The 24,941-nt window shown below is 67.4% G+C and carries 22 protein-coding genes, 1 tRNA gene and 1 other RNA gene; 10 read left to right on the top strand and 14 right to left on the bottom strand.

Annotation, left to right across the window (positions count from 1 at the left end; translation table 11 throughout):
- Positions 1 to 11 precede the first annotated feature (11 nt).
- From C5E41_RS13640 to C5E41_RS13620, 5 genes are all read right to left on the bottom strand, one after another.
- Complete coding sequence (locus C5E41_RS13640; protein WP_104376194.1) at positions 12 to 1,253, bottom strand: SfnB family sulfur acquisition oxidoreductase; 1,242 nt, start codon at positions 1,251 to 1,253, stop codon at positions 12 to 14.
- Positions 1,250 to 2,368, bottom strand: coding sequence for a dimethylsulfone monooxygenase SfnG (gene sfnG / locus C5E41_RS13635; RefSeq protein ID WP_104376304.1), 1,119 nt, complete (start codon positions 2,366 to 2,368; stop codon positions 1,250 to 1,252). Before sfnG ends, C5E41_RS13640 begins: the two co-directional genes overlap by 4 nt.
- A 213-nt stretch (positions 2,369 to 2,581) precedes the next feature.
- Positions 2,582 to 3,961 (bottom strand): styrene monooxygenase/indole monooxygenase family protein, encoded by a 1,380-nt coding sequence (locus tag C5E41_RS13630; protein WP_104376193.1) that lies wholly within the window; start codon positions 3,959 to 3,961, stop codon positions 2,582 to 2,584.
- Positions 3,962 to 4,040: 79 nt separating this feature from the next.
- Positions 4,041 to 5,471 carry an LLM class flavin-dependent oxidoreductase gene (locus C5E41_RS13625; protein WP_104376303.1) on the bottom strand — a complete coding sequence of 477 codons (1,431 nt, stop codon included), beginning with the start codon at positions 5,469 to 5,471 and terminating at the stop codon, positions 4,041 to 4,043.
- The gene (locus C5E41_RS13620) at positions 5,468 to 6,688 is read right to left on the bottom strand and encodes an acyl-CoA dehydrogenase family protein (protein ID WP_104376192.1); all 1,221 of its coding nucleotides are present in this window, start codon (positions 6,686 to 6,688) and stop codon (positions 5,468 to 5,470) included. The genes C5E41_RS13625 and C5E41_RS13620 overlap by 4 nt, the downstream gene beginning before the upstream one ends.
- Before the next feature lie 261 nt (positions 6,689 to 6,949).
- On the opposite strand from C5E41_RS13620, the gene bla reads away from it, so the two are divergent.
- Positions 6,950 to 7,900 (top strand): class A beta-lactamase, encoded by a 951-nt coding sequence (bla, locus tag C5E41_RS13615; protein WP_439956341.1) that lies wholly within the window; start codon positions 6,950 to 6,952, stop codon positions 7,898 to 7,900.
- A gap of 101 nt (positions 7,901 to 8,001) precedes the next feature.
- Here bla and C5E41_RS13610 read toward each other — a convergent pair whose 3' ends face one another.
- Positions 8,002 to 8,715, bottom strand: coding sequence for a hypothetical protein (locus tag C5E41_RS13610; protein ID WP_439956538.1), 714 nt, complete (start codon positions 8,713 to 8,715; stop codon positions 8,002 to 8,004).
- A 233-nt stretch (positions 8,716 to 8,948) separates the two neighbouring features.
- Positions 8,949 to 9,644 (bottom strand): hypothetical protein, encoded by a 696-nt coding sequence (locus C5E41_RS13605; RefSeq protein ID WP_104376189.1) that lies wholly within the window; start codon positions 9,642 to 9,644, stop codon positions 8,949 to 8,951.
- 174 nt (positions 9,645 to 9,818) lie between these two features.
- Here C5E41_RS13605 and C5E41_RS13600 point away from each other — a divergent pair, with 174 nt between their 5' ends.
- Positions 9,819 to 10,967 (top strand): LLM class flavin-dependent oxidoreductase, encoded by a 1,149-nt coding sequence (locus C5E41_RS13600; protein WP_104376302.1) that lies wholly within the window; start codon positions 9,819 to 9,821, stop codon positions 10,965 to 10,967.
- 227 nt (positions 10,968 to 11,194) lie between these two features.
- Here the strand turns inward: C5E41_RS13600 and C5E41_RS13595 are convergent, their stop codons facing one another.
- Positions 11,195 to 11,782 carry an HhH-GPD-type base excision DNA repair protein gene (locus C5E41_RS13595; protein ID WP_104376188.1) on the bottom strand — a complete coding sequence of 196 codons (588 nt, stop codon included), beginning with the start codon at positions 11,780 to 11,782 and terminating at the stop codon, positions 11,195 to 11,197.
- A 140-nt stretch (positions 11,783 to 11,922) separates the two neighbouring features.
- On the opposite strand from C5E41_RS13595, the gene C5E41_RS13590 reads away from it, so the two are divergent.
- The gene (locus C5E41_RS13590; RefSeq protein ID WP_104376187.1) at positions 11,923 to 12,762 is read left to right on the top strand and encodes a methyltransferase domain-containing protein; all 840 of its coding nucleotides are present in this window, start codon (positions 11,923 to 11,925) and stop codon (positions 12,760 to 12,762) included.
- 115 nt (positions 12,763 to 12,877) lie between these two features.
- Here C5E41_RS13590 and C5E41_RS13585 read toward each other — a convergent pair whose 3' ends face one another.
- Together C5E41_RS13585 and ffs are read right to left on the bottom strand one after the other, a co-directional pair.
- A complete protein-coding gene (locus C5E41_RS13585) occupies positions 12,878 to 14,164 on the bottom strand; it encodes an aminotransferase class I/II-fold pyridoxal phosphate-dependent enzyme (RefSeq protein ID WP_104376186.1) in 1,287 nt (428 codons plus the stop codon).
- A gap of 127 nt (positions 14,165 to 14,291) precedes the next feature.
- An RNA gene (gene ffs / locus C5E41_RS13580) (signal recognition particle sRNA small type) lies at positions 14,292 to 14,386 on the bottom strand.
- Between the two features lie 107 nt (positions 14,387 to 14,493).
- Between ffs and C5E41_RS13575 the strand changes: the two genes are divergently transcribed.
- The 5 genes from C5E41_RS13575 to C5E41_RS13550 all read left to right on the top strand — a co-directional run bounded on the left by C5E41_RS13575 (position 14,494) and on the right by C5E41_RS13550 (position 18,247).
- The gene (locus C5E41_RS13575; RefSeq protein WP_104376185.1) at positions 14,494 to 15,465 is read left to right on the top strand and encodes a hypothetical protein; all 972 of its coding nucleotides are present in this window, start codon (positions 14,494 to 14,496) and stop codon (positions 15,463 to 15,465) included.
- Between the two features lie 44 nt (positions 15,466 to 15,509).
- Positions 15,510 to 15,594 (top strand) — tRNA-Ser (locus tag C5E41_RS13570).
- A gap of 283 nt (positions 15,595 to 15,877) precedes the next feature.
- Positions 15,878 to 16,768, top strand: coding sequence for an RNA polymerase sigma-70 factor (locus C5E41_RS13560; RefSeq protein ID WP_104376184.1), 891 nt, complete (start codon positions 15,878 to 15,880; stop codon positions 16,766 to 16,768).
- Positions 16,769 to 16,843: 75 nt separating this feature from the next.
- On the top strand, positions 16,844 to 17,848 hold the full coding sequence (locus C5E41_RS13555; protein ID WP_219823151.1) for a methyltransferase: 1,005 nt from the start codon (positions 16,844 to 16,846) through the stop codon (positions 17,846 to 17,848).
- Positions 17,849 to 17,911: 63 nt separating this feature from the next.
- Positions 17,912 to 18,247: a hypothetical protein gene (locus tag C5E41_RS13550; RefSeq protein WP_228830953.1), complete on the top strand. Its 336-nt coding sequence runs from the start codon at positions 17,912 to 17,914 to the stop codon at positions 18,245 to 18,247.
- Positions 18,248 to 18,262: 15 nt separating this feature from the next.
- On the opposite strand, the gene helR is transcribed toward C5E41_RS13550, so the two are convergent.
- From helR to C5E41_RS13530, 3 genes are all read right to left on the bottom strand, one after another.
- Positions 18,263 to 20,464: an RNA polymerase recycling motor ATPase HelR gene (gene helR, locus C5E41_RS13545; RefSeq protein WP_181063235.1), complete on the bottom strand. Its 2,202-nt coding sequence runs from the start codon at positions 20,462 to 20,464 to the stop codon at positions 18,263 to 18,265.
- Between the two features lie 194 nt (positions 20,465 to 20,658).
- On the bottom strand, positions 20,659 to 22,083 hold the full coding sequence (locus C5E41_RS13540; RefSeq protein ID WP_104379569.1) for a hypothetical protein: 1,425 nt from the start codon (positions 22,081 to 22,083) through the stop codon (positions 20,659 to 20,661).
- A 242-nt stretch (positions 22,084 to 22,325) separates the two neighbouring features.
- Positions 22,326 to 22,535: a DUF397 domain-containing protein gene (locus tag C5E41_RS13530; protein WP_104376182.1), complete on the bottom strand. Its 210-nt coding sequence runs from the start codon at positions 22,533 to 22,535 to the stop codon at positions 22,326 to 22,328.
- Between the two features lie 380 nt (positions 22,536 to 22,915).
- Here C5E41_RS13530 and C5E41_RS13525 point away from each other — a divergent pair, with 380 nt between their 5' ends.
- Both C5E41_RS13525 and gluQRS read left to right on the top strand, forming a co-directional pair.
- The gene (locus C5E41_RS13525; RefSeq protein ID WP_181063234.1) at positions 22,916 to 23,401 is read left to right on the top strand and encodes a DUF309 domain-containing protein; all 486 of its coding nucleotides are present in this window, start codon (positions 22,916 to 22,918) and stop codon (positions 23,399 to 23,401) included.
- A complete protein-coding gene (gene gluQRS, locus C5E41_RS13520; protein ID WP_104376180.1) occupies positions 23,398 to 24,318 on the top strand; it encodes a tRNA glutamyl-Q(34) synthetase GluQRS in 921 nt (306 codons plus the stop codon). Before C5E41_RS13525 ends, gluQRS begins: the two co-directional genes overlap by 4 nt.
- Before the next feature lie 53 nt (positions 24,319 to 24,371).
- Here gluQRS and C5E41_RS13515 read toward each other — a convergent pair whose 3' ends face one another.
- Positions 24,372 to 24,905 carry a DUF4190 domain-containing protein gene (locus C5E41_RS13515; protein ID WP_104376179.1) on the bottom strand — a complete coding sequence of 178 codons (534 nt, stop codon included), beginning with the start codon at positions 24,903 to 24,905 and terminating at the stop codon, positions 24,372 to 24,374.
- Between the last annotated feature and the right edge of the window lie 36 nt (positions 24,906 to 24,941).

Here is a 24,941-nt window from a genome sequence, read left to right as displayed (position 1 = left end):
CGGTCGTCCATTCAGATAAGGCCGTGCAACGGGGGTGCGGTGCCGTTGAGCACCGCGCGCCCGATGTGCTGGTACTTCCACCGCACCGGATCGTGCAGCGTATGCGTGCGGGCATTGCGCCAGAACCGGTCCAGATCCAGATCGGCGGCGGCACTGCGGGTTCCGCCGACCTCGAACAGTGCGGCGGACACCTCGTTCGCGGCGCGGTCGGAGGTGATCTTGGCGGTGGCGACCGCGATCGACGCCTCCGCCGCGAGCGCGGCCGCCGGCTCGGTGTCGAGATCGCCGCTGTTCGTCTGTGCGACAACCTGGTCCACCGCTCGCCCCGCCACCTCGAAGGTTGCCTCGGCGGCGGCCACGGTGACCGCCAACTCGCCGATGCGCTGAATCACCAGTGGATCCTCACTCGCCCGCTCGACCCCGGCCTCGAACCACGGGCGGCTCTCGGTGCGCACGAACCCCGCGGCCGCATCCAGCGCACCGCGGGCGATGCCCACATCGATCGCGACGTGCAGCAATTGCGCGAAGGCTCCGTAACCGGTGGGCGCGCGCACCGCCGCCGCTCGCGGGATCAACTGGTCACCGGTGACCCGCACCGCGTCGAGTGTCACGGTCCCGCTGCCCGTCGTGCGCTGGCCGATGCCGTTCCAGTCGTCGACGATCGCCACGCCCGCGGTATCGGCGGGCAGGAAGGCGATGTATTCGCCGGGGTCCAGACCGCTGCGCCCGTCGGGATCGTCCAGACGGGTCAGCACGGCCAGCAGATCCGCGAAAAGTGAACCCGTACAATAGAACTTGGTGCCGTCGATCCGGAACCCGCCGTCGGCGGGACGCAGTGTGGTGCCGATTTCGGCGACGGTCGCGCTGCTGCGCTCCGATTGCGCGTTCGCGATCCGCGCACCGGTGAGCACCCGTCCGAAGTAGCGCTCCCGCTGAGCCCGAGTTCCCGCCAGTCGCAACAGATTCAGATAGACGAAATGGCTGTGCGGAATCTGCGCGATATTCGGATCCGCCGCCGCCAGCAGCCGGAACACCTCCGCCACCTGGGCGGGCGCCAGATCCGCACCTCCGAACTCGGCCGGTACGGTGACGGCCAGCAGTCCACTGGCCGAGAGCTGGTCCAGTTCCCGATGCGGCAACTCGCGGGCGCTGTCGCGCCGGGCCGCATCGATCGCGAACTGCGCGGCCAAGGCAGCCGCCGTCTCACGAGCCTGGTCGGCGGAGGTGATCCGCGCAGCGGCGACGGCAGTCATCGACTCGCCGCCGGTTGTGGTTCGCGCTGGGCCTCCAACTCCCGGACCAGCGGCAGCACCTTGGCACCGAAGTACTCGATCTCCTCCTGGAAGTGCAGGAAGCCGGCGAGGATGAGGTCGACCCCCAGATCGCGGTAGGCGACGATCCGCTCGGCGATCTGCTCGGGAGTGCCGATCAGCTGGGTGCGGAAGCCGTCGTTGTACTGGACCAGGTCCTCGTAGGTGGAATCGGCCCACATGCCCTTGCCGTCACGCGTGGAAGCGCCGGCCTGCTGCACCGAGTCGCGGAAACCCTCCACGGCGGGCCGGTCGGCCTTCTCGATGATCTCGCGCAGGGTGTCGCGGGCCTCGGCCTCGGTGTCGCGCGCGATGATGAATCCGTTCAGGCCGAACTTGACCTCACGGTTGTGCTCGCGCGCGACCGCACGGACGTCTTCGATCTGTTCGGTGACGCCGTCGAAATCCTTACCGTTGGAGAAGTACCAGTCGGCGTAGCGGCCGCCGTTGCGTCGCGCCGCGGTCGAGTTACCGCCCTGGAAGAGTTCGGGATTCGGCCGCTCCGCGGTATTGAGCGGCTTGGGCTTCAGCGTCAGATCGCGAATCCGGTAGAAGTCGCCGGCGTAGTTCACCTCGTCCTCGGTCCACAGTTTGCGGATGACCTCGAGGAATTCGGCGCTGCGCCGGTACCGCTCATCGTGCTCGAGCCACGGCTCCCCGAGCGCGGTGAACTCCCCGCCGAACCAACCGGATACGACATTGATCGCGAAGCGTCCGCCGGACAGATGGTCGGCGGTGACCCCGAATTTCGCCAGTACCGCCGGATGCCACAGCCCCGGGTGCACGGCCGCGATCACCTTCAGCCGCTCGGTGGCGCCCAGCAGCGCGAGGCTGAACGAGGTCGACTCGTGCTGGTATTCCGCGCCGTAGGAGGCGGTGTAGCGCACCTGGGAGAGGGCGTAGTCGAAGCCGTTGTTCTCGGCCGTGCGCGCCAACTTCTTGTTGTATTCGAAATCCCAGCTGGTGCGCTGATCGATCGTGCTGGTCACCAGCCCGCCGCTGACATTGGGCACCCAGTAGGCGAACCGGGTCTGCTCGGCGATCTTCTCGGTGGTCATCGACACTCCTGTGATGGGGACATCCGCACCCGGTCGCGCCGACGGCCGGGCTGTTCGGTGCGCAAACCGTGGTCGGTACAACCGTGGTCAATGCGCCGGGTGCGGCAATCGTGCACCCGGCGCACCTCCACTTCAACACCGCCGACGTGCGGGGACGAGGGTTTGAATCCTCAGGATCGGATCAGCCGCTGTGCTCCGATCAACGGTCCGCCGTTATGCCGGAGCGACCGCCGAGCCGTACCGCGAACGTTCGAACCGGCCCGCCGGCTGGAATCGCGCCACCAGCTCGTCGGCGCCCTCACCCGTGATCTGCTCGAGCAGGGCATCGGCGTCGGCGAGCGAGTTGATCTGCAACAGCGGCTGCGGCTTGTGCAACGTGCTCACCAGCACCGAGGCGACGCGCTGGTCGACGGCCGCGGCGGCGAAGAACCGGTTGCCGATCTCGGCCAGTTCCGGATCACCGAGGAACAGGCGGGTCACCTTGGCGGCAGCATCCGAGCGGGCCAGCAGGAACGCGTTGTACTGCTCCTCGATCCACTCGGCGTCGAAGGGGCCCTCGTGCGCGGAGGCGGCCGCGACGAGCCGCTGCGCCTGAATGAGGCCGCTCTGCGCGCCCTGTCCGGCGATCGGGTCGTAGGCGACCGCGGTGTCACCGAGGGCCGCCACGGTGTGCCCGCCTGCCGTGCGGCCGACACCGTGACGAACCACCGGCCGTACCGCGCCCTTCAGCCAGGAGTGTGGGTCCTCCGCAATCACCTTGGTGGCCAGCACCTCTGGCAGATCCCAGTCGATGTAGTCGCGGTAGAGCTCGGTGACGATGCGGTGCGCCGACTCGGCGGAATCGGCGGCCGCGAAACGGCTCTCCCATTCGCTGCCCGGCCGCGCCCAGCCGAGGAAGGCCCAGCTCGGCCCGGCATCCTTGTGCAGATACGGACCCCACCACGCCTCACCCTGCTCGGCGAAGATGGAGAATCCGCTGTGCTGCCCGCCGGACGTGCTGCGGTGCGCGAAAACCTGTGGTTCGTAACCCAATCCGGTCACGGTGACGGTGAGCAGGCTGCGTTGCGGGGCGTCGTAGACAGTCCGCTCGGTGTCGATCGGGAACAGCTCCGTCAAACCGGCCTTACCGGTCGCGACCAGGACCAGATCGTTCGCGGCGGCGATGGCATCCAGGCTCTCGGGGGTCACCTTCTCGACCACGAAGCGCCCACCGGCTTCGACGAACGCGGTGAGTCGCTCGTCGACCTTGAGCCGGGTGTCGACCGCGATGCCGACGAACCCGTCGAAATCGCCGTCGAATCCGATCAATTCGGGCCGTTCCGGCCCGGGACCTGCGATCCGCACGCTGAGTCCGGTGTGCTGCGGGGCCCGGTTCACGTAGGTGTCGAGTCCGAGGGCGGTTTCGGCGGCCTGGGCCTCTCCGAAGATGAGCGCGGTTCCGGTGGCGGGGATGTCGTCACGCAGACCGCGTTGGTCGCGATCGCTGTAGATCGTGACGTCGAACCCGGCTTGCTGCAGTCCGAGAGCGGCGGTGACACCGGCGATGCCGGCGCCGACGATGGCGGCGGTGCGTTTCGAATTCTCGTTCGTCATACCGAAATACTGCGCTTGCCAGCGCCTTTCGTTGACAGTTGCAATCACCGGGAATCGATGTCTACGCACCGCCGATCGGTCAGGTCGCCGTGATACCCGCCCGCGGTCGCACCTGCTCGTCCGGCAGCGCCGTCGAACCCGGTCCGCCGAGCCGGAAACGCGCGCCGCGATGGTCGTCCGGCAGCCGGTCGCCCGCGCCGAACAGCGCGTTGCGCAGGGTGCCCGGGACGTACTCCCGCGGGTAGGCGCCGCGCTCGGTCAGCACCGGAATCACATGCCGCACGATATCTTCGAATGTGCCCGGCGTGATCGCGTAGGCCAGGTTGTAGCCGTCGATATCGGTCTCGTCGACCCATTCCTGGAGCCGGTCCGCCACCGACGTACCCGATCCGACGAATACGGGGCCCATTCCGCCGATGCCGGCCCAAGCCGCGATATCCCGCACGGTCCATTCCCGGCCGTCGTCGTCGAATTCCTGGAACGCGGCCACGGCGGACAGGATCGCATTGCTGTTCACCTCGCCGATCGGGTCGTCGAGGTCGTAACGCGACAGGTCGATGCCCATCCAGCCGGACATGAACACCAGGCCGCCCTCGACGCTGGCGTACGAGCGGTATTCGTCGTATTTGCGTTGCGCCGCTTCGTCGGTGGCGTCGGTGATGATGGTGGCGAGCGCGTAGATCCGGGCGGCGTAGCGATCGCGACCGGCCGCCTCCAGCGCGTCGCGGATGCGGGTAACCGTCTGTGCCAGAACCCGTTTCGACGGCGCGGCGACGAAGATCGCCTCGGCGTTCTCGGCGGCGAACGCGACGCCTCGGGGTGAGGCCCCCGCCTGGTAGATCACCGGGGTCCGCTGCGGCGAGGGCTCCGACAGATGGATGCCCGGGACCGTGAAGTGCTTTCCCGCATGCCCGATGTGATGCACCTTCGCCGGATCGACGTAGATACCCTGCGCCCGGTCGCGCACGACCGCGTCGTCCTCCCAGGAACCTTCCCAGAGCTTGTACAGCACCTCGAGGTATTCGTCGGCGTGGTTGTAGCGCTCGTCGTGGTCGAGGTGTTCGGACTCACCCATATTGGCGGCGGCCGACGGCAGATATCCGGTCACCACATTCCAGCCCAATCGGCCGTTGGTCAGATGGTCCAGGGTCGACAGCCGCCGGGCGAAAGGGAAGGGATGCTCGAACCCGGTGCCGGTCGTGATGCCGAAACCCAGATGTTCGGTCACCGCCGCCATTGCCGAGACCAGCAGCAGCGGATCGGCGACCGGTACCTGCGCGCCCTGACGCAGCGCGGCGATGTCGTTGCCGCCGTAGACGTCGTAGATGCCCAGCACGTCGGCGATGAAGATGCCGTCGAAACGGCCGCGTTCCAGCAGTTTCGCCAACTCGGTCCAGTAGCTCAGCTCCTTGTAGCGATGCGACTGGTCCTCGGGGTGGCGCCACAGGCCCGGGGACTGGTGCGCCACGCAGTTCATATCGAAGGCGTTGAAACGAATGCGCCGGGTCATCGCTGCACCTGGCCCGCGCGGCTGCCCGCGCTCCACGCGTACGGGAGTTCGGATCCGTTGAGCAGGTGGTCGCCGATCGCACGCGCCTTCTGAACCGCGGGATTGTGCACCGAGATGGTGCGGGCGTTGCGCCAATGCCGGTCCAGCCGCAGATCTTCGGAGGTGATCGAGGCGCCGCCGACCTCGAACAGCTGGGTGGTGGCGGTCAGGACGGTGTCGATCACACCGAGCTGTGCCTGGGCCGAGGCCAATTCGACCGCGTCCAGCGCGGCCTCGTCCTGCGCGCCGGTGGCCAGGACGTCGTCCAGCAGGTCGGCCACGGCCAGCACACTGGCACGCGCTCCGAAGGCCGCCGCCGACAGCTTGCCGATCACCTGCTGAACCAGTGGATCGTGGCGCGGCAGATCGGCTGCCGAATGGGTGTAGCTGCGGGTGCGGTCGGCGACCCAGGCCCGAACGTCTGATTCCGCCCGCTGGGCGATACCGGCCAGCACCGCCAACTGCACCAACTGCAGGTACGAGGTCGCGTAGGTACGGCCGGGCGCACCGTAACCCGGGCCGAGCACCCGCTCTTCGGGAACCCGCACATCGTTGAATTCCGTGGTGCCGCTGGCGGTCAGCCGCTGCCCGAAACCGTCCCAGTCGTCGCTTCGCCGCACACCGTCGGCATTCGCGTCGACCAGCACCGACACCCGCTCCCCGTCACGGTCGGCCGCGACCAGAATATGGTCGGCGTACAGCGAACCGGTGCTGTAGTACTTGGTGCCGTTGAGCAGCCAGTCGTTATCGGTGCCGCGGGTCAGCCGGGTGCGGTAGCGGTCGACCGCGCCGACGCCCGGTTCGGTGATGGCATTGCCCACCAGGGCGCCCGAGCCGGCCGCGCGCAGCCAGTGCTCGCGCGCGGGACCGGGCTCGGCCAGCAGCTGATCCTCGACGAACGAGAAGTGCACCCGAAGCGCCTGCGGCAGATTGGATTCCGCGGCGGCGAGGTCGATCAGCAGCCGGAACAGCTGTCGCACGCTGGCGCCGAAGCCGCCGTATTCGGCCGGTACCCGTAGCGCCCCCAATCCGGCTTGCCGTAGCCAGTCGACCTCCTCGTAGGCCAGGCGGCGATCGATCTCGCGCGCCACCGCCCCGGCGGCGATGCGGTCGAATACGGGGCCGAAGATGTCGTCGAGGTCGCGATCGGTGATCTGCTGCGGTGCTGTGGAGGCCATACCCGACGATGACCCGGCAGCGCGATTCGCTCACCCGTTACGCGCAGCGGGAACATAACTATCCGTCACATGCTCAGTAGGGCGCATACGCAGTTCGTCATGGAGAAGACGAACGCCGTACAGGCGGCGACCATATCCACGATCGCGCAGTCGATGCCGAAACGGCTTGGATACCGCCACGGGTGTCTTGGACAGCATGAGCGAGGGCTGCCACTCTTGCTGCGAGCGCTCACAGCCATCGATCCACAAGGAACGCAAATGATGTCCCCTCGCTTCACCCGCTCGGCCGTGCTGGTCGCGACCGCTGCCACGCTCATACCCCTGAGCGCCTGCGGTGCCGATCGAAGCGCCGCACCCGTATCGACCGCACCCGTATCGACCGCGGTGCCCACATCGACGGTTCCGCTCGCCGCCGAGTCACTGGCCGAATTCCACGATCTGGAGGCTCGCCTGCGCGGCCGGCTCGGCGTCTACGCGCTCGACACCGGAACCGGACGGGTCGTGGAATACCGCTCGGACGAGCGGTTTCCGTATTGCTCGACGTTCAAGGCGCTGGCCGCAGGCGCGTTGCTGAGCACCCTTCCACCCGCCGAACTCGACCGTCGCATCACCTACACCCGGGCCGATCTGGTGCCCAATTCCCCGGTCACCGAACAACATGTCGACCAGGGCCTGACCCTGCGCGAGATCATGGACGCCGCGGTGCGGTTCAGCGACAACACCGCCGGCAATCTGATGTTCGCCGAACTCGGCGGCCCGCAGGGGTTGCAGCAGCGGCTGCGCGCCATCGGCGATACGACCACGCGGATGGACCGCACCGAGACCACGCTGAACGAGGCCCTGCCCGGCGACGAGCGCGACACCAGTACGCCGCGCGCGCTGGCCGCCGATCTACGGCACTTTGTGCTCGACCCGTCGGTCGCCGCCGACGATCGCGACGTGCTCACCGGACTGCTGCGTGCCAACACCACCGGCGGTGCGCTGATCCGGGCCGGGGTGCCGGCAGGCTGGCAGGTCGGCGACAAGACCGGCGCCGGCGACTACGGAACGCGCAACGATATCGCCGTGGCGTGGCCGCCGGGACGCGCGCCGATCGTGCTGACGATCCTGTCCACGCGCGACCGGCCGGACGCCGAATACGACAATGCGGCGATCGCCCGTGCCGCCACGATCGCGATCGCCACCGTGGACGGCACCCCGATTCCACGCTGAACGTGCCGAATCGGCTTGTGCTACCGGGTTTTCCGCAAGGACCGGGTACCCCGGGTCGGTGCCGATCGACCCGGGGTACCCGGCTGAATACCGCTCTCCCCCTACTTGGCCGGAGCCGGCGCAGGGGTGAACGGCGCATTGATGGTGGTGAAGTACTGGGCTGCCGCCAGAATCGCCACCGGCGCGGTGACCAGCAACTGGCCCGCCAGGGTGCCCAGCGCGCCGACCGCGACGATGCCGCCGAAGCAGCCGATCACGGCCGCGGGCAGGAAGGCGCCGAACAGTCCGACGATCGCGGCCGCGGCGACGGTCGCACCCGCGATACCGCCGAGCAAGCAGCCCACGGCTCCGCCGGTGATACCACCGACCAGCGTGCCGATCGTGGCTCCCGCGGTAATAGTGCTGGTCAGGCGGGTCCACGCCGCCACTTCCCGGTCATAGGGCGTCTTCCACGGCGCCTGGTCCTCGAAGGGGAGCGCGACCGGCTTGTAGACCGCGTGCTGCAGATCGAACTGCGGGGTCAGGGTGGCGGTGCGGCCTGCGATATCGGCCGCGATCGGGAATTCGAAATCGTCGACCCGGAACTTCAATTCGGTTCCGGCGAGAGTGGTCCCATCGACGGCGTTGATCTTGAAGACACCATTTTCCACGCCCAGCGAACCGGCGTCGGTGGATATGATCGTCGACTTCTCGTTCGTCGATGCCTGGTAATTGACGGCACCCTCGCCGGGTGCGTTGGGCGTGGCATTCACGGTGCCGGCCGTCACGCCGACGGCGGCGGCCACCGTGGCCGCAACCACGGCAAAGTTCCTCATCTTCACTGCTTTTTCCTCATCACTCATTGCATTCGGCCGGAACGGCTTTATCCAGTTTGCGGTGAATACGAAAAAGTGACGAGGTTAATAACCAGGTCGATTCGAATAGCCTGACAGGACAAAATAAATCGAATCTCACAAATTAAAAAGGATCCCCGCATTCGAAAACGCGGGGATCCTTCGATTCGACCGCTGAAATAATTACCGACTCAGGGGTGGGGCCGGTAACCGCTTCATTTGGCCGGGGCCTTGAACGGCTCGTTGATGGTGGAGAAGTACTGGATCGCGGCGCCGATCGCGACCGGGGCGGTCACGAAGATCTGGCCGGCGAGCACACCCAGGAAGCCGACGGCGGCGGCACCGGCGACACAGCCGCCGAGCGGGCCGAGGCCGAACAGGGTGGCCAGCGCACCGGTGGCGACGACACCGAGGGCAGCGCCCGCGATGCAGCCGATGACCGCGCCACCGATACCACCGGCCGCGGTGCCGATGGCAGCGCCGGTGGCGATGGTGTCCTTGAGACGGGTGAAGGCGGCGACCTCGCGCTCATAGGGGGTCTTCCACGGCGCGCTGTCCTCGAACGGGAGCGCGACCGGCTTGTAGGTCGCATGCTGCAGATCGAACTGCGGAGTGAGCGTCGCCGTACGACCGGAGATGTCGGCGGCGATCGGAAACTCGAAATCGTCGACCCGGAAATTCAGTTCGGTTCCGGCCACGGTGGTCCCATCGGCGGCCTTGATCTTGAATACGCCGTCCTCGACATTCATCGACCCGGCGTCGGTCGAAATGATCGCCGCGTTCTCGGTGGACCTCGCCTGGTAGTTCACGACGCCGTCGTCGGCAGCCGGAGCGGCCTGAACCGTCCCCGCCAGCGCACCCAACGTCGTCGCGACCAGCGCCGTGAGCACGGCGAATTTCCTCATCTTCACTGCTTGATTCCTCGACTTTCCGACTGCCGGCACGCGGCAGCACAGGTTGCCGTGTCCGGCACAGACACACGGCATCGGTGGAGTTTGCGGGCGTTCGATGCGGATGGGCCAGAGTAATAACCAGCCCGATTACAACCGGTGACGCACTTCCGGTCGTCGGCCATCATGTCCGAAATGAGCCTTTCGTTCCACTGGTTTCTTCCCACCTATGGCGATTCCCGCAATCTGGTCGCGGGCGGTCACGGCACCTCGATGTCGGGTGACCGTCCGGCGTCGCTGCGCTATCTGAATCAGATCGCGGGTGCCGCGGAGGAGAACGGTTTCGAGGCGGTGCTGACGCCGACGGGCGCATGGTGCGAGGACGCCTGGCTGACGACGGCCATGCTGGTGGAGACCACCGAAACTCTCAAATTCCTGGTCGCGTTCCGGCCCGGGGTGGTGAGTCCCACCCTCGCCGCGCAGATGGCCGGAACCTTCCAGCGGCATTCGCGGGGACGTCTGTTACTCAACGTCGTAACCGGCGGCGAACCGCACGAACAGCAGGCCTACGGCGACTTCCTGGACAAGGAACAGCGGTACGAGCGCACCGGCGAATTCCTGCACATCGTGCGGGAACTGTGGGAGTCCGAGGCTCCGGTGACGTTCGAGGGCAAACATTTGCAGGTGCGCAACGCGCAACTGAACAACCGGCCCGATCCGATTCCGCCGGTGTTCTTCGGTGGCTCCTCGGCCGCCGCCGGGCCGGTGGCCGCCCGCTATGTCGACACCTATCTCACCTGGGGCGAGCCGCTGTTCGCGGTGAGCAAGAAGCTGGAGTGGATCCGCCGCCTCGCGGTCGATCAGGGGCGGATTCTCGACTACGGCCTGCGCATCCATGTCATTTCCCGCGATACCACCGAACAGGCGTGGGCGGAGGCCGACCGGTTGCTGTCGGCGGTCGATCCCGCGGATATCGAACGGGTGCAGGCGAATCTGGCGCAGAGCGAATCCGAGGGCCAGCGGCGCATGCTGGAACTGCACGGCGGCAACACCGATCGGCTCGAGATCGCACCCAACCTGTGGGCGGGGGTCGGACTCGTGCGCGGCGGCGCGGGGACGGCGCTGGTCGGCTCGCACGAAGAGGTGGCCGAGCGGCTGATCGAATACTCCCGCCTCGGCATCACGCAGTTCATTCTCTCCGGTTATCCGCATGTGGAGGAGGCGTACTGGTTCGGTGAGGGAGTCTTGCCGATCCTGCGGCGTCGCGGACTGTGGCAGCCGCCCACCCATCGCGAAAATCGCATCGCCACAACACCGTTCGCCACGGCGGCGAGCAGCAGCTAACCGGCCGCGCAGTCCGGCGTCCCGCACCGCCGCGGTGCGGACAGCACCGATTCGGCACCACCCGTCCGACAGTCGCGGAAACACGCTCTGGACAGGCTGGGCACAACCGCGGAGGTCGCGGGGCTGGCCACATTCCTGACCGGCGATGCGGCCACGTTCATCACCGGGACCTAACACCTGGTCGACGGCGGATACACGCGCAGTAGCCGGATCGCCGCAAGCTCGGGCTATTTCGCCCTGGCTTCCTTGGCCGCGGCCTTCATCTGCTTCTTGAAGGCCCGCACCTCGAGCAGTGACTCGTTGTCGACGATGTCGGCGGCGGAGCGGCGCGAATTCGGCTCCGAGTAGGCGCCGGCCGCCTTCTCCCACCCGGCCGGGCGCACACCGAGTTGTTTGCCCAGCAACGCCAGAAAGATGCGTGCCTTCTGGTCGCCGTAGCCGGGCAGTTCCCTCAGCCGGCGCAGCACTTCCTTGCCGTCGGGATCGTCGCGGGTCCAGATTTCGGAGGTGATGCCGTCGTAGTGTTCGACGACGTATCGGGCCAGCTCCTGGGTGCGCCGGGCCATCGACCGGCCGTAGCGGTGAATGGCGGGCGGGGTCGCGCCCAATTCCTCGAACTCCTCCGGATCGGCCTCCGCGATCCGGTGGATATCGAAACCGTTCATGCGGTCGGCGATCTTCTTCGGACCGCGGAAAGCATGTTCGAGGGGAAACTGCTGATCCAGCAGCATCCCGGTCAAGAGGGCGAAGTCGTCCTCCGACAACAGCTTGTCCGCCTCCGGTTCCTGCGCGAGGCACACTTTGCGGCTCACCATGTATCGATCATGGCAGACCGCCGGATATCCGCCTACCGACGGACGTGACCGGACTCACATGGCTACCCACCCGTAGCTTTTCTGCGCGCGTAGGGTGAATCTTCATGCCCGACACTTTGGCAACACCCACGGTGGAAGATATGGCGCCCACACACAGCTCCTCGGCAGACAATTCCTCACCCTCGGGGCTGAGGCCGGACCGATTCGATCGCGCGGGCCGCGACCAACTCATCGACATTCACGATCTGCAGGCAGCACTTCCCGGGATTCGCGGACTACGCCGCTGGGCGCACGACGCCCTGGCCGTCGCTCCGGGCGAAAGTGCGGTCGACATCGGCTCCGGCACCGGCTCGGAGGTGCTGGTCTTCGCCGACGCGGTCGGCCCGACCGGTGACGCGGTCGGCGTCGAACCCGATCCGAATTTGCTGGCCGGGGCGGAACGCCGTGCGGCCCAGCACAATTCGCCGGCCCGGTTCGTACCCGGCGATGCCTACGGGCTGCCGTTCGGCGGTGACACCTTCGACGTCGCCCTGTGCGAGCGGGTCTTCCAGCATTTGACCGCCCCGGCGCGCGCCGCACGGGAGATCGCCCGGGTATTGAAACCGGGCGGACGCGTCGTCGTCATGGACAGCGACTGGGGCACCGCCATCGTGCACCCCGGCGACCGGAGGGTCGTGCACGAGGTGGTCGAAACCCTGATCACCAACACCACCAACCCGTTCTCGGGACGGCGGCTGCCGGGCCTGCTCGCGGGGGCCGGACTGGTCGTCGACGATATCGGCTCGCATGCGCTGGTCCAGGACGCGAGCGCGGGCGCGGGGGCGCTGGTGGCCCGCATCGCCGGGATGGCAGAGGCGCGCGGGGCGATCACCGAGGCACAGCGGCGGCAGTTGCTGGCGGACCTGGAAGCCGGCGCGCGCACCGGGGACATCCACCTCTCGGTGACGATGTTCGCGGTACTGGCGCACAAGCCGCGGTAACCGGTTCCGACCGGACAGCCGCGCCTCGGCGGAGACAGGTTCGCGGAGACAGGTTCGCGGCCCCGAGCAGGGGCCGCGAACCGCTCATCCGAATCCGTGGCGGATCGCGCCGACCCTACTTCTCCAGCAGCTTCTCGGTCGCCGCGAGCAGGACGCAGGTCGCCAGACCGTCCATCGCCTTCTCCAGGTCGGCGAGCGACGGGAAACTGGGCGCGATGCGAATGTTCTTGTCCTCCGGGTCTTTTCCGTAGGGGAACGCCGAACCGGCGGGCGTCAGGGCGATGCCGGCCTCCTTGGCCAGCGCCACCACGCGCGCGGCCGTACCCTCGACAACGTCCAGGCTGATGAAGTAGCCGCCCTTGGGCTCGGTCCAGGAGGCGACCTTGGAGGCGCCCAGGCGATCCTCCAGAATGCGCAGCACCAGTTTGAATTTCGGCTCCAGCAGCGCGCGGTGGGCCTGCATATGCCGGCGCACACCCTCGGCATCGCCGAAGAAGCGCAGGTGACGCAGCTGGTTCACCTTGTCCGGGCCGATGCTCTTCTTGGCGGCGTACTTCAGGTACCAGGTCAGGTTCTCGGTGGACGCGCCGAAGAAACTGACACCGGAACCGGCGAAGGTGATCTTCGAGGTGGAAGCGAAGACGAAGGGCCGGTTGGGGTTTCCGGCCGCAGCCGCCAATCCGAGCACGTCGAACACCGGGGCGGCGGTATCGGTCAGCGGGTGCACCGCGTAGGCGTTGTCCCAGAACAGACGGAAGTCCGGCGCCGCGGTGGGCATCGAAACGAGTTCGCGCACAACCTCTTCGGAGAAGTTCACGCCGGTCGGGTTGGAGTAGTTGGGGACCGCCCACAGACCCTTGATCTGCGGGTCGGCGGCGACCAGCTCCGCGATGGCGTGCACGTCCGGGCCGTCGTGGTTGATGGCGATCGGAATCATCCGCACGCCCAGCGATTCGGTGATCGCGAAGTGGCGGTCGTATCCCGGGCTCGGACACAGGAATTTGATCGGCTCGTCGGCCCAGCGGCCCTGCGAATCGGCCGTACCGTGCAGCATCGCGAACACGATCACGTCGTGCATCAGCTCCAGGCTGGCGTTGTTGCCGGCGAGCAGGTTTTCGACCGGAATGCCCAGCAGTTCACCGAAGATCGCACGCAACTCCGGCAGTCCGTGCAGGCCGCCGTAGTTGCGGCAGTCGGTGCCGGTGCCGTCGCGGTAGTCGTCGGCGCCCGGCAGGGCGAGCAGGCCGGTGGAGAGATCGAGTTGCTCCGGCGAGGGCTTACCCCTCGTCAGATCCAGCGTGAGCTTCTCGGTCTGGAGCTGCGCGTAGTTCGCGGTCTGCGTCTCGTGTTCCGATACGAGTTCCGCATGGCTCATCAAACCGATCTGCGTTTGCCGGGGCATCCTGAGCAGCCTTTCAAGCAGCGAGGTAACAGGGTTGACGGATCGTGCGCTTCTGGCGCCGACCCAGCCGACCACGTTACTCGCCGGATGCGCCCCGTGGCAGATAAGAGTATTTCCCCCGAGAAAGAAAAGGGGACCCCGCGCACCCGGCAGAGCCCGTTGACCCTTGCTGCCTTCCGGCCCTGGGGGAGTTCACAGGATGCGCGCCGCGCGGGATCCGTCGGCCAGTGTAGTCACAACTGTCCACTCGAGTGGAATCCGGGCGGAGTCGATACGATCACCTGCGACATTTTTCGAGGGGGCTTCCGCGCCAGGACCGGAGGAAAGACGTGACAGGCAGTAATCCACCGCACGGTGGGCCCGAGTATCCGGGGCAAGGCAATCCGCCCAACGAAACCGTGCACTGGTGGTCGACGCCGGCGGCTCCGGAGCAGCCGCTCACCGGCACCGATCCGACCGTCATGGGTGGGCGTCCCGGGCCCGTCACCGGCACGGATCCGACCGTTCTGGGGGCGGGTTTCGATGCCTATCACGGTGGCGCCCCACAGCAGCCCTACGCACAGCAGCCACCGCCGTCCGTGCCGAATTATCCACAGCAGCAGTTCCCGCCGCCTTATGCACAACAGCCGGCCTATCCACAGCCGCCCAAGAAGAACAACACGCCGTGGATCGTCGGCGGCGTGGTCGGCCTGGTCGTGGTGATCGGCATCGTGATCGGCGTGATCGCGCTCACCGGCGGGGGCGGGGGCGGAAGTAAGGGACCGCTCGGCGACAAGAAGGGTATCGACGGCAACTATTCGATGGCCAATGTCACCGATGCCTGCTCACTGATCGATACCACGGTGCTGCGCAAGTGGGCGCCCACGCCCAAGGACGCGCCCGAGCACACCGAACGCGCACCCGACTCCAGCTTCGGTGGCGGCAACCTGACCTGCCGGGCCCGGTACGACGGCGCCGGCAAGTACGGCACCGACGGCTCCGATATCGACCTCGAGGCCGACTTCCAGAGCAAATACAGCGATCCGCAGTTCAACAGCTGGAAGAACTACGACACCAAGACCACCGGCAGCGGCCGTACCTCCGGCGATATCGCGGGCATCGGCAGCCAGGCCTACTACGCGGCCTACCAGCAGAACTACTCGAGCTTCGTCACCCTCGACTACACCTGCGCGGCCCTGGACTCCAACGTCTCGGTGAAGGTGGAACTGCGGATTCAGGCCGAGGGCAGCATCGACAGCAACGACGTCGGCACGACCTGCAAGGACCAATTGAAGAAGGCCCTCGCCGGCCTGCACAAGTAGCCCGGTTTGCGGTTCCGGGGGGTCCACCCGGTATATTGCTCTGCGGAGGATTCGCCTAGTGGCCTATGGCGCTCGCCTGGAACGCGGGTTGGGTTAACGCCCTCAGGGGTTCAAATCCCCTATCCTCCGCAGAGAAACGCCCGCTACCCGAGTGGTAGCGGGCGTTTCTGTTGTCCGTGATACTTCTCGTCAGCGGCCGTCCGGGCGGGGACGCAGGACGGCCGGGTCCACACCTTCGCGCGGCCCACGATCTTGAAAATTTTGGGCAGCAGCGGGGAATCGAGTTGTTTCGGGCGGGGTGGCGTCACTCACCGCTGCAGTGATGCGCATCACTTGCAGGAGGTGTCACACGGTGGAACCGGCGGGCGTCTCGTGTGTGCCAGAGTCGGGACAGCACGGACAGGAGCCACCCATGAGCGAGCGCATCGACGGCGCCACCGAAGCGTTCGTCACCCATCGAAATCTGCTGTTCACGGTTGCCTACGAGATGCTCGGTTCGGCGGCCGACGCCGAGGACGTCCTGCAGGAGGCCTGGTTGCGATGGGTGGACGTGGACCTCGACGAAGTCCGTGACCAACGTGCCTACCTGGTCCGAGTCGTCACCCGCCAGGCGCTGACCCGGCTCCGCACGCTCGGCCGCCGCAAGGAGTCCTACGTCGGCCCGTGGCTGCCGGAACCGCTGCTGACCGCGCCCGATGTGGCCGAGGACGTCGAACTGGCCGACAGCGTGTCGATGGCGATGCTACTGGTGCTGGAAACGCTCGCGCCGACGGAACGAGCGGTGTTCGTGCTGCGCGAGGTGTTCGACCTGAGCTACGACGAGATCGCCGCGGCCGTCGACAAGACGCCCGCCGCGGTGCGCCAGATCGCCCATCGCGCACGGGCTCACGTCGCCGCGCGCCGACCCCGCGGTGTGGTGTCCGCCGACGAATCCCGCCGCGCCGTCGAAGCCTTCCAGCAAGCCATCGAAACCGGCGACCTGCAGCATCTGGTCGACATGCTGGCCCCCGACGTGGTGCTGCTCGGCGATGGTGGCGGCGTGGTCCAGGCGGTCCTGCGGCCGATCGCGGGCGCCGGCCGGGTAGCCCGCGCCCTGCGTAGCGGACTGCCGCGACTGCGCACCGAGGCAACCGTCGAAGCGGTACAGATCAACGGCTGCCCCGCACTGATCGTGCGGATCGACGGACGGATCGACGACGTGGTGGCGATGCGGCTCGACGACGGTCTGATCACCGGCCTCTACGTGGTCCGCAACCCGGAGAAGCTCTCCCGCGTCGAACAGCAGATCACCGTCAGCCGCTGAGTTTCGAGGGACCACAACCCCTGCGCCGCAACGAAATTCGATGACGGATGCGATGACGCCGGATAGTCTGGGCCGGTGCGTTCGCCGGAACACCCCGCCTCGATCCTCGCCCTGGCCGATCTGGCCACACCGATGGCAATCCGCGTGGCCGCGACGCTGCGGCTGGTGGACCATGCGGGCACCGTGGGGGCGACCGCCGAAGAACTGGCGGCTCGCACCCAAACCTCGGCTCCCGCACTCGGGCGACTGCTCGACCATCTGGTCACCGTCGGCGTCTTCGGATACGAAGCGGCGTCCGGCCGCTACCGGCCCACGAGCCTCGGCGACCAGATGAGCGCGGAATCTCCCGACGCGTTGACACTGCTGCTTCTCGATATCGGCAGCGCGGGCGGGCGCGCCGAACTGGCTTTCGTGGAACTGCTGAGCACGATCACGTCCGGCGGGCCCGCCTATCCACGCAGGTACGGACGCGACTTCTGGGCCGATCTGGCAGCCGAACCCGCGCTGCGCACGTCCTTCGACGCCCAGATGAATTGCCGCTTCCGGGTTTACGCGGACCAGATCGCGGCGCGGTTCGACTGGAGTCGCTTCCCCGAGGTTCTCGACGTCGGCGGCGGCAACGGCACCCTCCTGACGGCGATCCTGCGCGCGCATCCCGGCGTGCGCGGGCGAGTGCTGGACCTGGCGCCGGCGGCCGACGCCGCCACCGAGCGATTCGCGGCAACCGCCCTGGGTGACCGAGCGACCGCCGTAGCGGGCAGCTTCTTCGACCCGCTGCCCACCGGGGCCGACGCCTACCTTCTGTCCGACATCCTGCACGACTGGGACGACGAGCTCGCCGCTGACATCCTCGCCGAATGCGCCCGCGCCGCAGGGCCTTACGGGACGGTTGTGGTGATCGAGCCGATTCGCGGTCGGGGCGCCGATACGGCGATCGACCTGTTCATGTCGATGTGCTTCGGCGGGCGGGAGCGGACGGTGACGGAGCTGGGCGCGCTGGGTGCGAAATGCGGCCTGATGCTGCACTCCGAAACCCCGGTGGCGGACGGTCGGACCGCACTGGAGTTCCGGAGCCGATGACACTGCGACGCGGCCGGCACATCCGCGAGCTATTTGTCGGCGCTCCGGTTTATGATCGAACACATGTTCGAGCATTGGCCGGAGAAGGGGGAGTTCGCGCTGCATCGGGTGGTGGTTCCGCCGATGCCGGTGCTGGTGGACGTGGCTGCAGCTATCCCCACGTATCCGCGGATGGCCGATCACGAAGCGGTGGCGGGGCAGGTGCGGGCGGGCGGGCTCGAGATCACCGGCCGGATTCCGGGGCGCCTGCATGCCTGGGCGCGGGCGGCGGACGGAACGTGGTTGGGGCTGGTGGAATTCGAGTTGCGCACCGGGAACGGGCGCAGTCGCCTGCCGGTGACCCAATGGTGTCCGGCGCATGCGTTGATCATGCGCGGCGGGTGCGGGCCGCCGGATTAGCGGCCCGCGACATCGCTACGCGGAGCGGAGGTTTCCGGCCGCCGCGGGCGCGTCGACCGGAACCAGACCGGTGAGTGCTGCGGGCAGCGGGGCTCGGTGCACAACTCCGAGGCGCTGGGTGGCGCGGGTGAGGGCCACGTAGAGTTCGGCCGCGCCGCGTGGCCCGTCGGCGAGGATGCGCTCCGGTTCGACGACGAGTACTGCATCGAACTCGAGCCCCTTCGTCTCCGACGCCGGAACCGTACCGGGCAGGCCGGGCGGGCCGATCACGACGGCGGTTCCGTCGCGGCCCTCCTCGTCACGAACGAATTCCTCGATGGCGGAGGCCAATTCGCTCTCATCGACTCGGCGCGACCACGGCCGCACACCACAGGCACGCACCGACTCGGGAGGCCGCACACCTGGCGCGAATTCGGCGAGCAGCGCCGCCGCGACCGCCATGATCTCCGCCGGCGTGCGGTAGTTCACCGTCAGGCAGCGGTAGCGCCACCGGCCGGGAACGTAGGGCTCGAGGATCGCGTCCCACGACATCGCACCGGCGGTCGAACGACGCTGGGCAAGGTCGCCGACCACGGTGAAGGAGCGGCCTGGACACCGCCGCATCAACACCCGCCAATCCATGTCGGAGAGCTCCTGCGCCTCGTCGACCACGATATGGCGATAGGTCCAATCCCGGTCGGCGGCAGCGCGTTCGGCCAGATCACGGGTATCACGATCGGCGAATCGGTCGGCGAGGTCCTCGGCGTAGAGCAGGTCGGTGGCGAAGAGGTGGTCCTCGTCGTCCATCGAATCCTCGCGGCCGGTCATGAGCTCCAATACGCCTGCGGCGTATCGAGCTTCGGCCGCACGTTCGCGTTCAGCGCTGTCGTCCGCCGGCTTCTCCCGGCCCAGCAGATCGACCAATTCGTCGAGCAGCGGTACATCCGACACCGTCCATGCGGCGCCGTCGGCACGCCGGAGGGCCGGGTCGGCGCCTGCCGCACGCAACCGCTCGGGCGACGAATACAGCTCGGCCAGCAGCTTTTCCGGGGTGAGCACGGGCCAGAGCAGGTCGAGCGCGGCAGTGAACTGCTCACTCTCGGCGAGCTCGCCGACGAGGTCGGCCCGCAGGTTCTCCCACGCCTCCCGGTCGTCGCGGGTGATCCAGCCCGTGCCGATCCGGGCGATCGCGCGCTCGGTGATCACATAGGTGACGATCTCGCGGAACACCGCACGCGCCTCGTTGTGCGGCAGACCGCTCGTGCGCGCCTCCTCACGCGCCCATTCCGCGGTCGCCGCATCGATGCGCGCGGTGACATCGGCCAATTCGACGGTCAGCGGTTCCGCCGGCAAGCACTGCCGGTCCGCGACCGCGGCGGCGAGCACATTCAGCATGCGCAGCGAACCCTTGATGCGCACCGCATCCGGAGTGTCCTCGGCAGTGACGTGCAGGCCCGGCACCAGATCGCCCGTAGTGGTGAAGACGACGTTGGTTTCGCCGAGCGACGGCAGTACCCGATCGATATGACGCAGAAAGGCCGGATTGGGTCCGACCACGAGCACGCCGTGGCGTTCCATCTGCTCACGTTGGGTGTAGAGCAGATAGGCGACGCGATGCAGTGCCACCACCGTCTTGCCCGTACCGGGTCCGCCCTCGATCACCAGCACGCCGGGATGATCGAGCCGGATGATCTCGTCCTGTTCGGCCTGGATGGTTGCCACGATGTCGCGCATGCTCTCGCCGCGAGGTGCGTCGACCGCTGCGAGCAGTGCCGCATCCCCGCGTTCCCCGGCGCCCGGACGGCCGAAGACCTCGTCGGTGTAGTCGACGACGCGGCGGCCGCGGGAATGGAATTGCCGGCGCCGCCGCATCCGCTCCGGGCTGGCGGCGGTGGCGGTGTAGAACGCCCGTGCCGCCGGAGCCCGCCAATCCAGCAGCAACGGCTCGAAGTCGTGGCTCCGGTCGAACAGCCCGATCCGGCCGATATAGGACCGCTCACCGGAGTCACTGTCCAATCGACCGAAACACAGCCCGTTGTCGGCCACGTCCAAACGCTTCACCTCGCGCGCCAGCGTGCGCACCTCCACATCGCGGTCCACCAGCGCACCGCCGTTGCCGCGCAGCGCCGCGGTGTAGCGGCCCTTCGCCTCGGCGCGCTCGCCGTCGAGTCGCGCGTAGAGCCCGGACACGTAGTCCTGTTCGGCCCGCAACTCGTCCTGATACCCCGGTTCCGACATGTGTCACTCACTTCCCTGGCCGGCATGGTTCATGTGGACACCCGTGTCCGTCTCGGCCGCTGCGCGTCTCCTCCCCGTTTCCGCAGGTACACGGCCTCGGCGGGCCATTGTGCGGCACGACCGGGGCCTTGCCGCAAGCCCCCGACTCCGCTATATATTGAATATGGAAAGAGGTGTACCAGCCTCTTTCGCGATTACTCGGCGGTCAACCGCGCACCGATCTCACGCACCGCGCCACGCAAGCGGCGGGCGTAATCGTCTACATCCACCACCCGGGGATCGGCGTGGACCGACAGGGTCACCGTCGTTCCGAGGCCGTGCAGGCCGTGGGTCAGATGCATCACCGCGCCGAGGGCGGGGAAACCGGCGGTGAAGCGGACCGCACCGCCGGCGATCGAGAAGTCCGCCTCGCCGCGGTGGACGCTGGACAGCACGGTGTGGCCCGAGATCCGGTCGGGAACCAGATCCAAGGGATAGCCGGCGATATCGCGACGGAGAACCGGGGCCGGGATCGCGTCGGTGACGCGGTCACGCGCTGACTGCAGCGGGTGGGTCGCTCGGATTCGTCGTTCGGCCAGCGCCGCGGCGATGCGGCGCGCCCGCAGCCGCAGGTCCGGTTCCGCGACGCGCAGATCGACACCGAGGTCGCGATAGTTGTTGCGCGGAAACACTTTTCGGTCCGTCATCACAGGCAGGGCCATCGAGACCTGCGCGCCCAACGAGTCGACGGATTCGCCGTGGGCGGCGAGATATCCACTCATCGCGACCGAGATCGCGGTCAGCGCGACGACCGTGACCGTATAGCCGGGAATGTGCAGGCTCTCCCCCGCGATCACGCGGACGGCCCGACGCTCCGGCGCCGGCGGGCGATTCAGCCGGGTCGGTGCGAAATCCGGTGCCGCGGCGGGAATCTCACCGGTCTCGGCGAGGCTGTTCAATTCCGCGTCCGCACGTGCCGCGACGAATCCCCGCCGCACCGTGCGTGCCACGCCGGGCAGGAACGAAAGAAGCGATACCGCCTCGACCGCAAGGGTTTCCGCAGTCGAGGAGAGCCGGACTCGCGCTCTGCCGCGATGCCGGTTGGCCATCGATCCGTGAGGCGATCCGACGCGACCCGAACCACCATCCGGATCGGCGACCGCCCGAGCTACCGCGTCCAGGCCCCGCAACAACTCGCGCGCGATATGCGCGGCCCGTCGTCCGTCCGCCAGCGCATGCGAAAGTTGCAGCACCACAACGAGTGCGGGCCCCGACCCGCCCGGCGCGTCCCGGATGCCGCGATACAGATGGATACGCCAGGCGTATCGCCGCGCCGGTACCGAATGCGCCAGGATCTCACCCAGCGATGCTTCCACAGTTGTCCACAGCGGCTCCTCGGGCGTGTGGACGACGATCTGCGCCTCGTCGAGATCGGCAGGCTCCCAGGCCGGATAAGCGAAACGGTGCTCCCGGATACGGACGCGCAACTCCGGGATTTCGGCGCTGCGCGCGATCACCGCCGCCCGCAGCGCGTCGGCGGACCATCCGGCCTCGTCGAAGCAATAGAGCAGGAACAGGTCGTTGCAGGCTCGGCGCGACAGCCAGAACCTGGTGGCATCCTGCGGGGTCAGTAGATCCACCCGCCGACGATATCCACAGCCGTCCACAAATCCCGCGTAGCGGCCGCGCACGAGCAGGAACGTTGCCTGACGCCGGCATTGCGTGACCATCAGGATCGGCCGCGCCAACCGGCACAACGCCAACCGGCACAACGCCAACCGGCACAACGCCAACCGGCACAACGCCAACCGGCACAACGCCAACCGGCACAACAAGGCCCCGAGTCGCCGTGACTCGGGGCCCATCACCCGGTCGCCCGCGGTCAGGCGGAACCTAACTTCCCGTCGGTCACACCCGATACGAACGCATCCCACTCGCCGGGCGTGAAAGCCAGAATCGGCCCGCTGCCGCAGTCTTTGGTATCGCGAACCCCGACATTGCCATCACTCAGAAAAGCGACCTCGACACAGTTTCCGTCGGGACCGCTGTATTTACTCTTGCGCCACACCGCACCGGTCGAATCAACCTTCACCTCAACCTCTCCTTTACCACCGTAGATAACGCGACAATCGTGCTTCCTCGTCGCCGGACCCGAGCTTCTCGAGACTCGACGGCTCCACAATGCGCCTGGTCATAGCGCACGAACTGCTCAATGAACGGAATGGTCACGAGGTGCACACCGCCGTGGTGCGCCCTCGCGTTGACTCCGGGAGAGCACCCTAGCAGTACCTACAATCGATGTCCCGCGTCTTTTCGCTTTCAATCACTCGAATTCCGGTAGATAATTCCCGTTCACTAATAGCGGAGAAATTGCCAAATGACAGGAGAATGATCCGCTAAACAAAACCGATCCGCGAAATTCGCTCGGACACGGCCGCACCGGGCCCCGGATAAACCGTGCGGTTGCTCGGTATGGATCATGGAGTAGTGGTGGAACGAGATCGCGACGATGCCGGACACGCCCGAAATGCCCGTCCTCGAGACCGGTTCGGTCGACCGCTACCGCCCGGTAGCGTCGGCGTCGTCCGTATTCCGGATGATCTCGACCTCCCGCCGGACGAAACCCTGGACTATGCCCAGCGCCTTCTGAACGAGGGGCTGGCCTTCAACGCGCACGAGGTGCTGGAGGCCGCATGGAAGAACGGACCGTTCGCGGAAAGGATGCTGTGGCAGGGGCTGGCGCAGTACGCGGTCGGAATCACGCACATCCAGCGCGGTAATCCGAAGGGTGCTCGCACCCTGCTCGAGCGGGCGATCGGCCGGTTGTCGGCCACGCCGTCGCCGCCGCACGGCATCGATGCGACCGGGCTCGTCGCCCATGCCGAGGGTCTGCTGGCGGATCTGGATGCCGGCCGCGATATTCCGGAGGACGGGCTGTGCCCCCGGCTGCGCGGATGATCCCGCATACCGCCGGGGCGGGGCGCTTCGCCCCCAGCCCCTCCGGTGATCTGCATCTGGGCAATCTCCGCACCGCCCTGCTGGCGTGGCTGTTCGCCCGCAGCACCGCACGCAATTTCCGGCTGCGAATCGAGGACCTGGACCGGGTGCGGACAGGTGCGGAGCAGCGCCAGCTCGAGGATCTGGCCGCGATCGGGCTGGACTGGGACGGCGAGGTGGTCCGGCAATCGGATCGCACCCCGCGCTACGCCGCGGCGATCGAGCGGCTCACCGCGGGCGGAATGACCTACGAATGTTATTGCACGCGAAGAGAGATTCAGAAGGCCGTATCAGCACCGCACGGCCCGATGGGCGCCTATCCGGGAACCTGCCGCGACCTGACCGAGGCCCAGCGGGCGGCCAAACGCGCCGAGGGACGCCCCGCCGCACTGCGGTTGCGCTCACAGACAACGGAATTCGAGATCACCGACGAGATCCACGGCCGGTATCGAGGGTTGGTAGACGATTTCGTGCTGCGTCGCGGCGACGGAACGGCGGCGTACAACCTCGCGGTCGTGGTAGACGATGCGGCCCAAGGCTTCGACCAGGTCGTTCGCGGTGACGATCTGCTGCCCTCGACACCGCGGCAGGCCTATCTGGCCACCCTCCTCGGACTCGCCGTGCCCGCGTACGCGCACGTCCCGCTGGTGCTCAACACCGAGGGTGCGCGCCTGGCCAAGCGCGACGGTGCCGTAACCCTGCGCGACAGAACCGCTCTCGGTGAGACGCCGCGTCAGATCTTCGCCATGCTCGCGGCCTCGCTCGGCCTGCGGGGCGAGACACCGCGAGCACTACTGGATCAGTTCACCCCGGCGACGGTGCCGCACGAACCGTGGATTCTGGACCCCGAACATCCGGATCCGCTGCGCCACAGCTGATCCGGCGACGGTGCGCCCGGCGATCCGGACGCACTGCTGCTCCTTCCGGGCTCCTACCAGTTCGCGGCCGCGATGTTGACGATCACCCACACGATGGTGAGCACGATGCCGACGGCACCGACCCAGATTCCGCCGAGCGCCATACCGCGGCCCTGACCGCCGCGTTCCTTGATCTGGTTCAGCGCGATCACACCCAGGATGATCCCGACGATCGATCCGATACAGGTGCACAGTCCCAGGATCGACGCGATCAACGAACCGATCGCCAGGCCGTTGGTGCCTTGCTGCGGCGCCGCGTAGCCGTAGGGCTGATACGGCGTCGCGGCCGGATAGCCGTAACTGGGCTGGCCGTAGGGCTGCTGCGGATAGCTCGGGTAGGACGGCTGCTGTTGCGGCGGCGGGGTCGGCTGCTGGTAGGGAGACGACTGCTGATGCGGGGCCGAGGAGTATCCGGCCTGCGGATTGGGCGGCGGGGTGGGCTGCTGCGGCGGGGTCGGCGGAACCGACTGGTGGCCGCCCGAATCGGACGAGACACCTTCGCCGCCGTACTGTTTCCACCATTCGTCGGAATCGCCGGGATTCGTCATCGGTCCAGCCTATTCCACCGGGCCCGGTTGCCGGTA

This window comes from Nocardia nova (assembly GCF_002933465.1).
GTDB classification, from domain to species: domain Bacteria; phylum Actinomycetota; class Actinomycetes; order Mycobacteriales; family Mycobacteriaceae; genus Nocardia; species Nocardia nova_B.
This window is presented reverse-complemented; position numbering and strand designations above follow the sequence as displayed.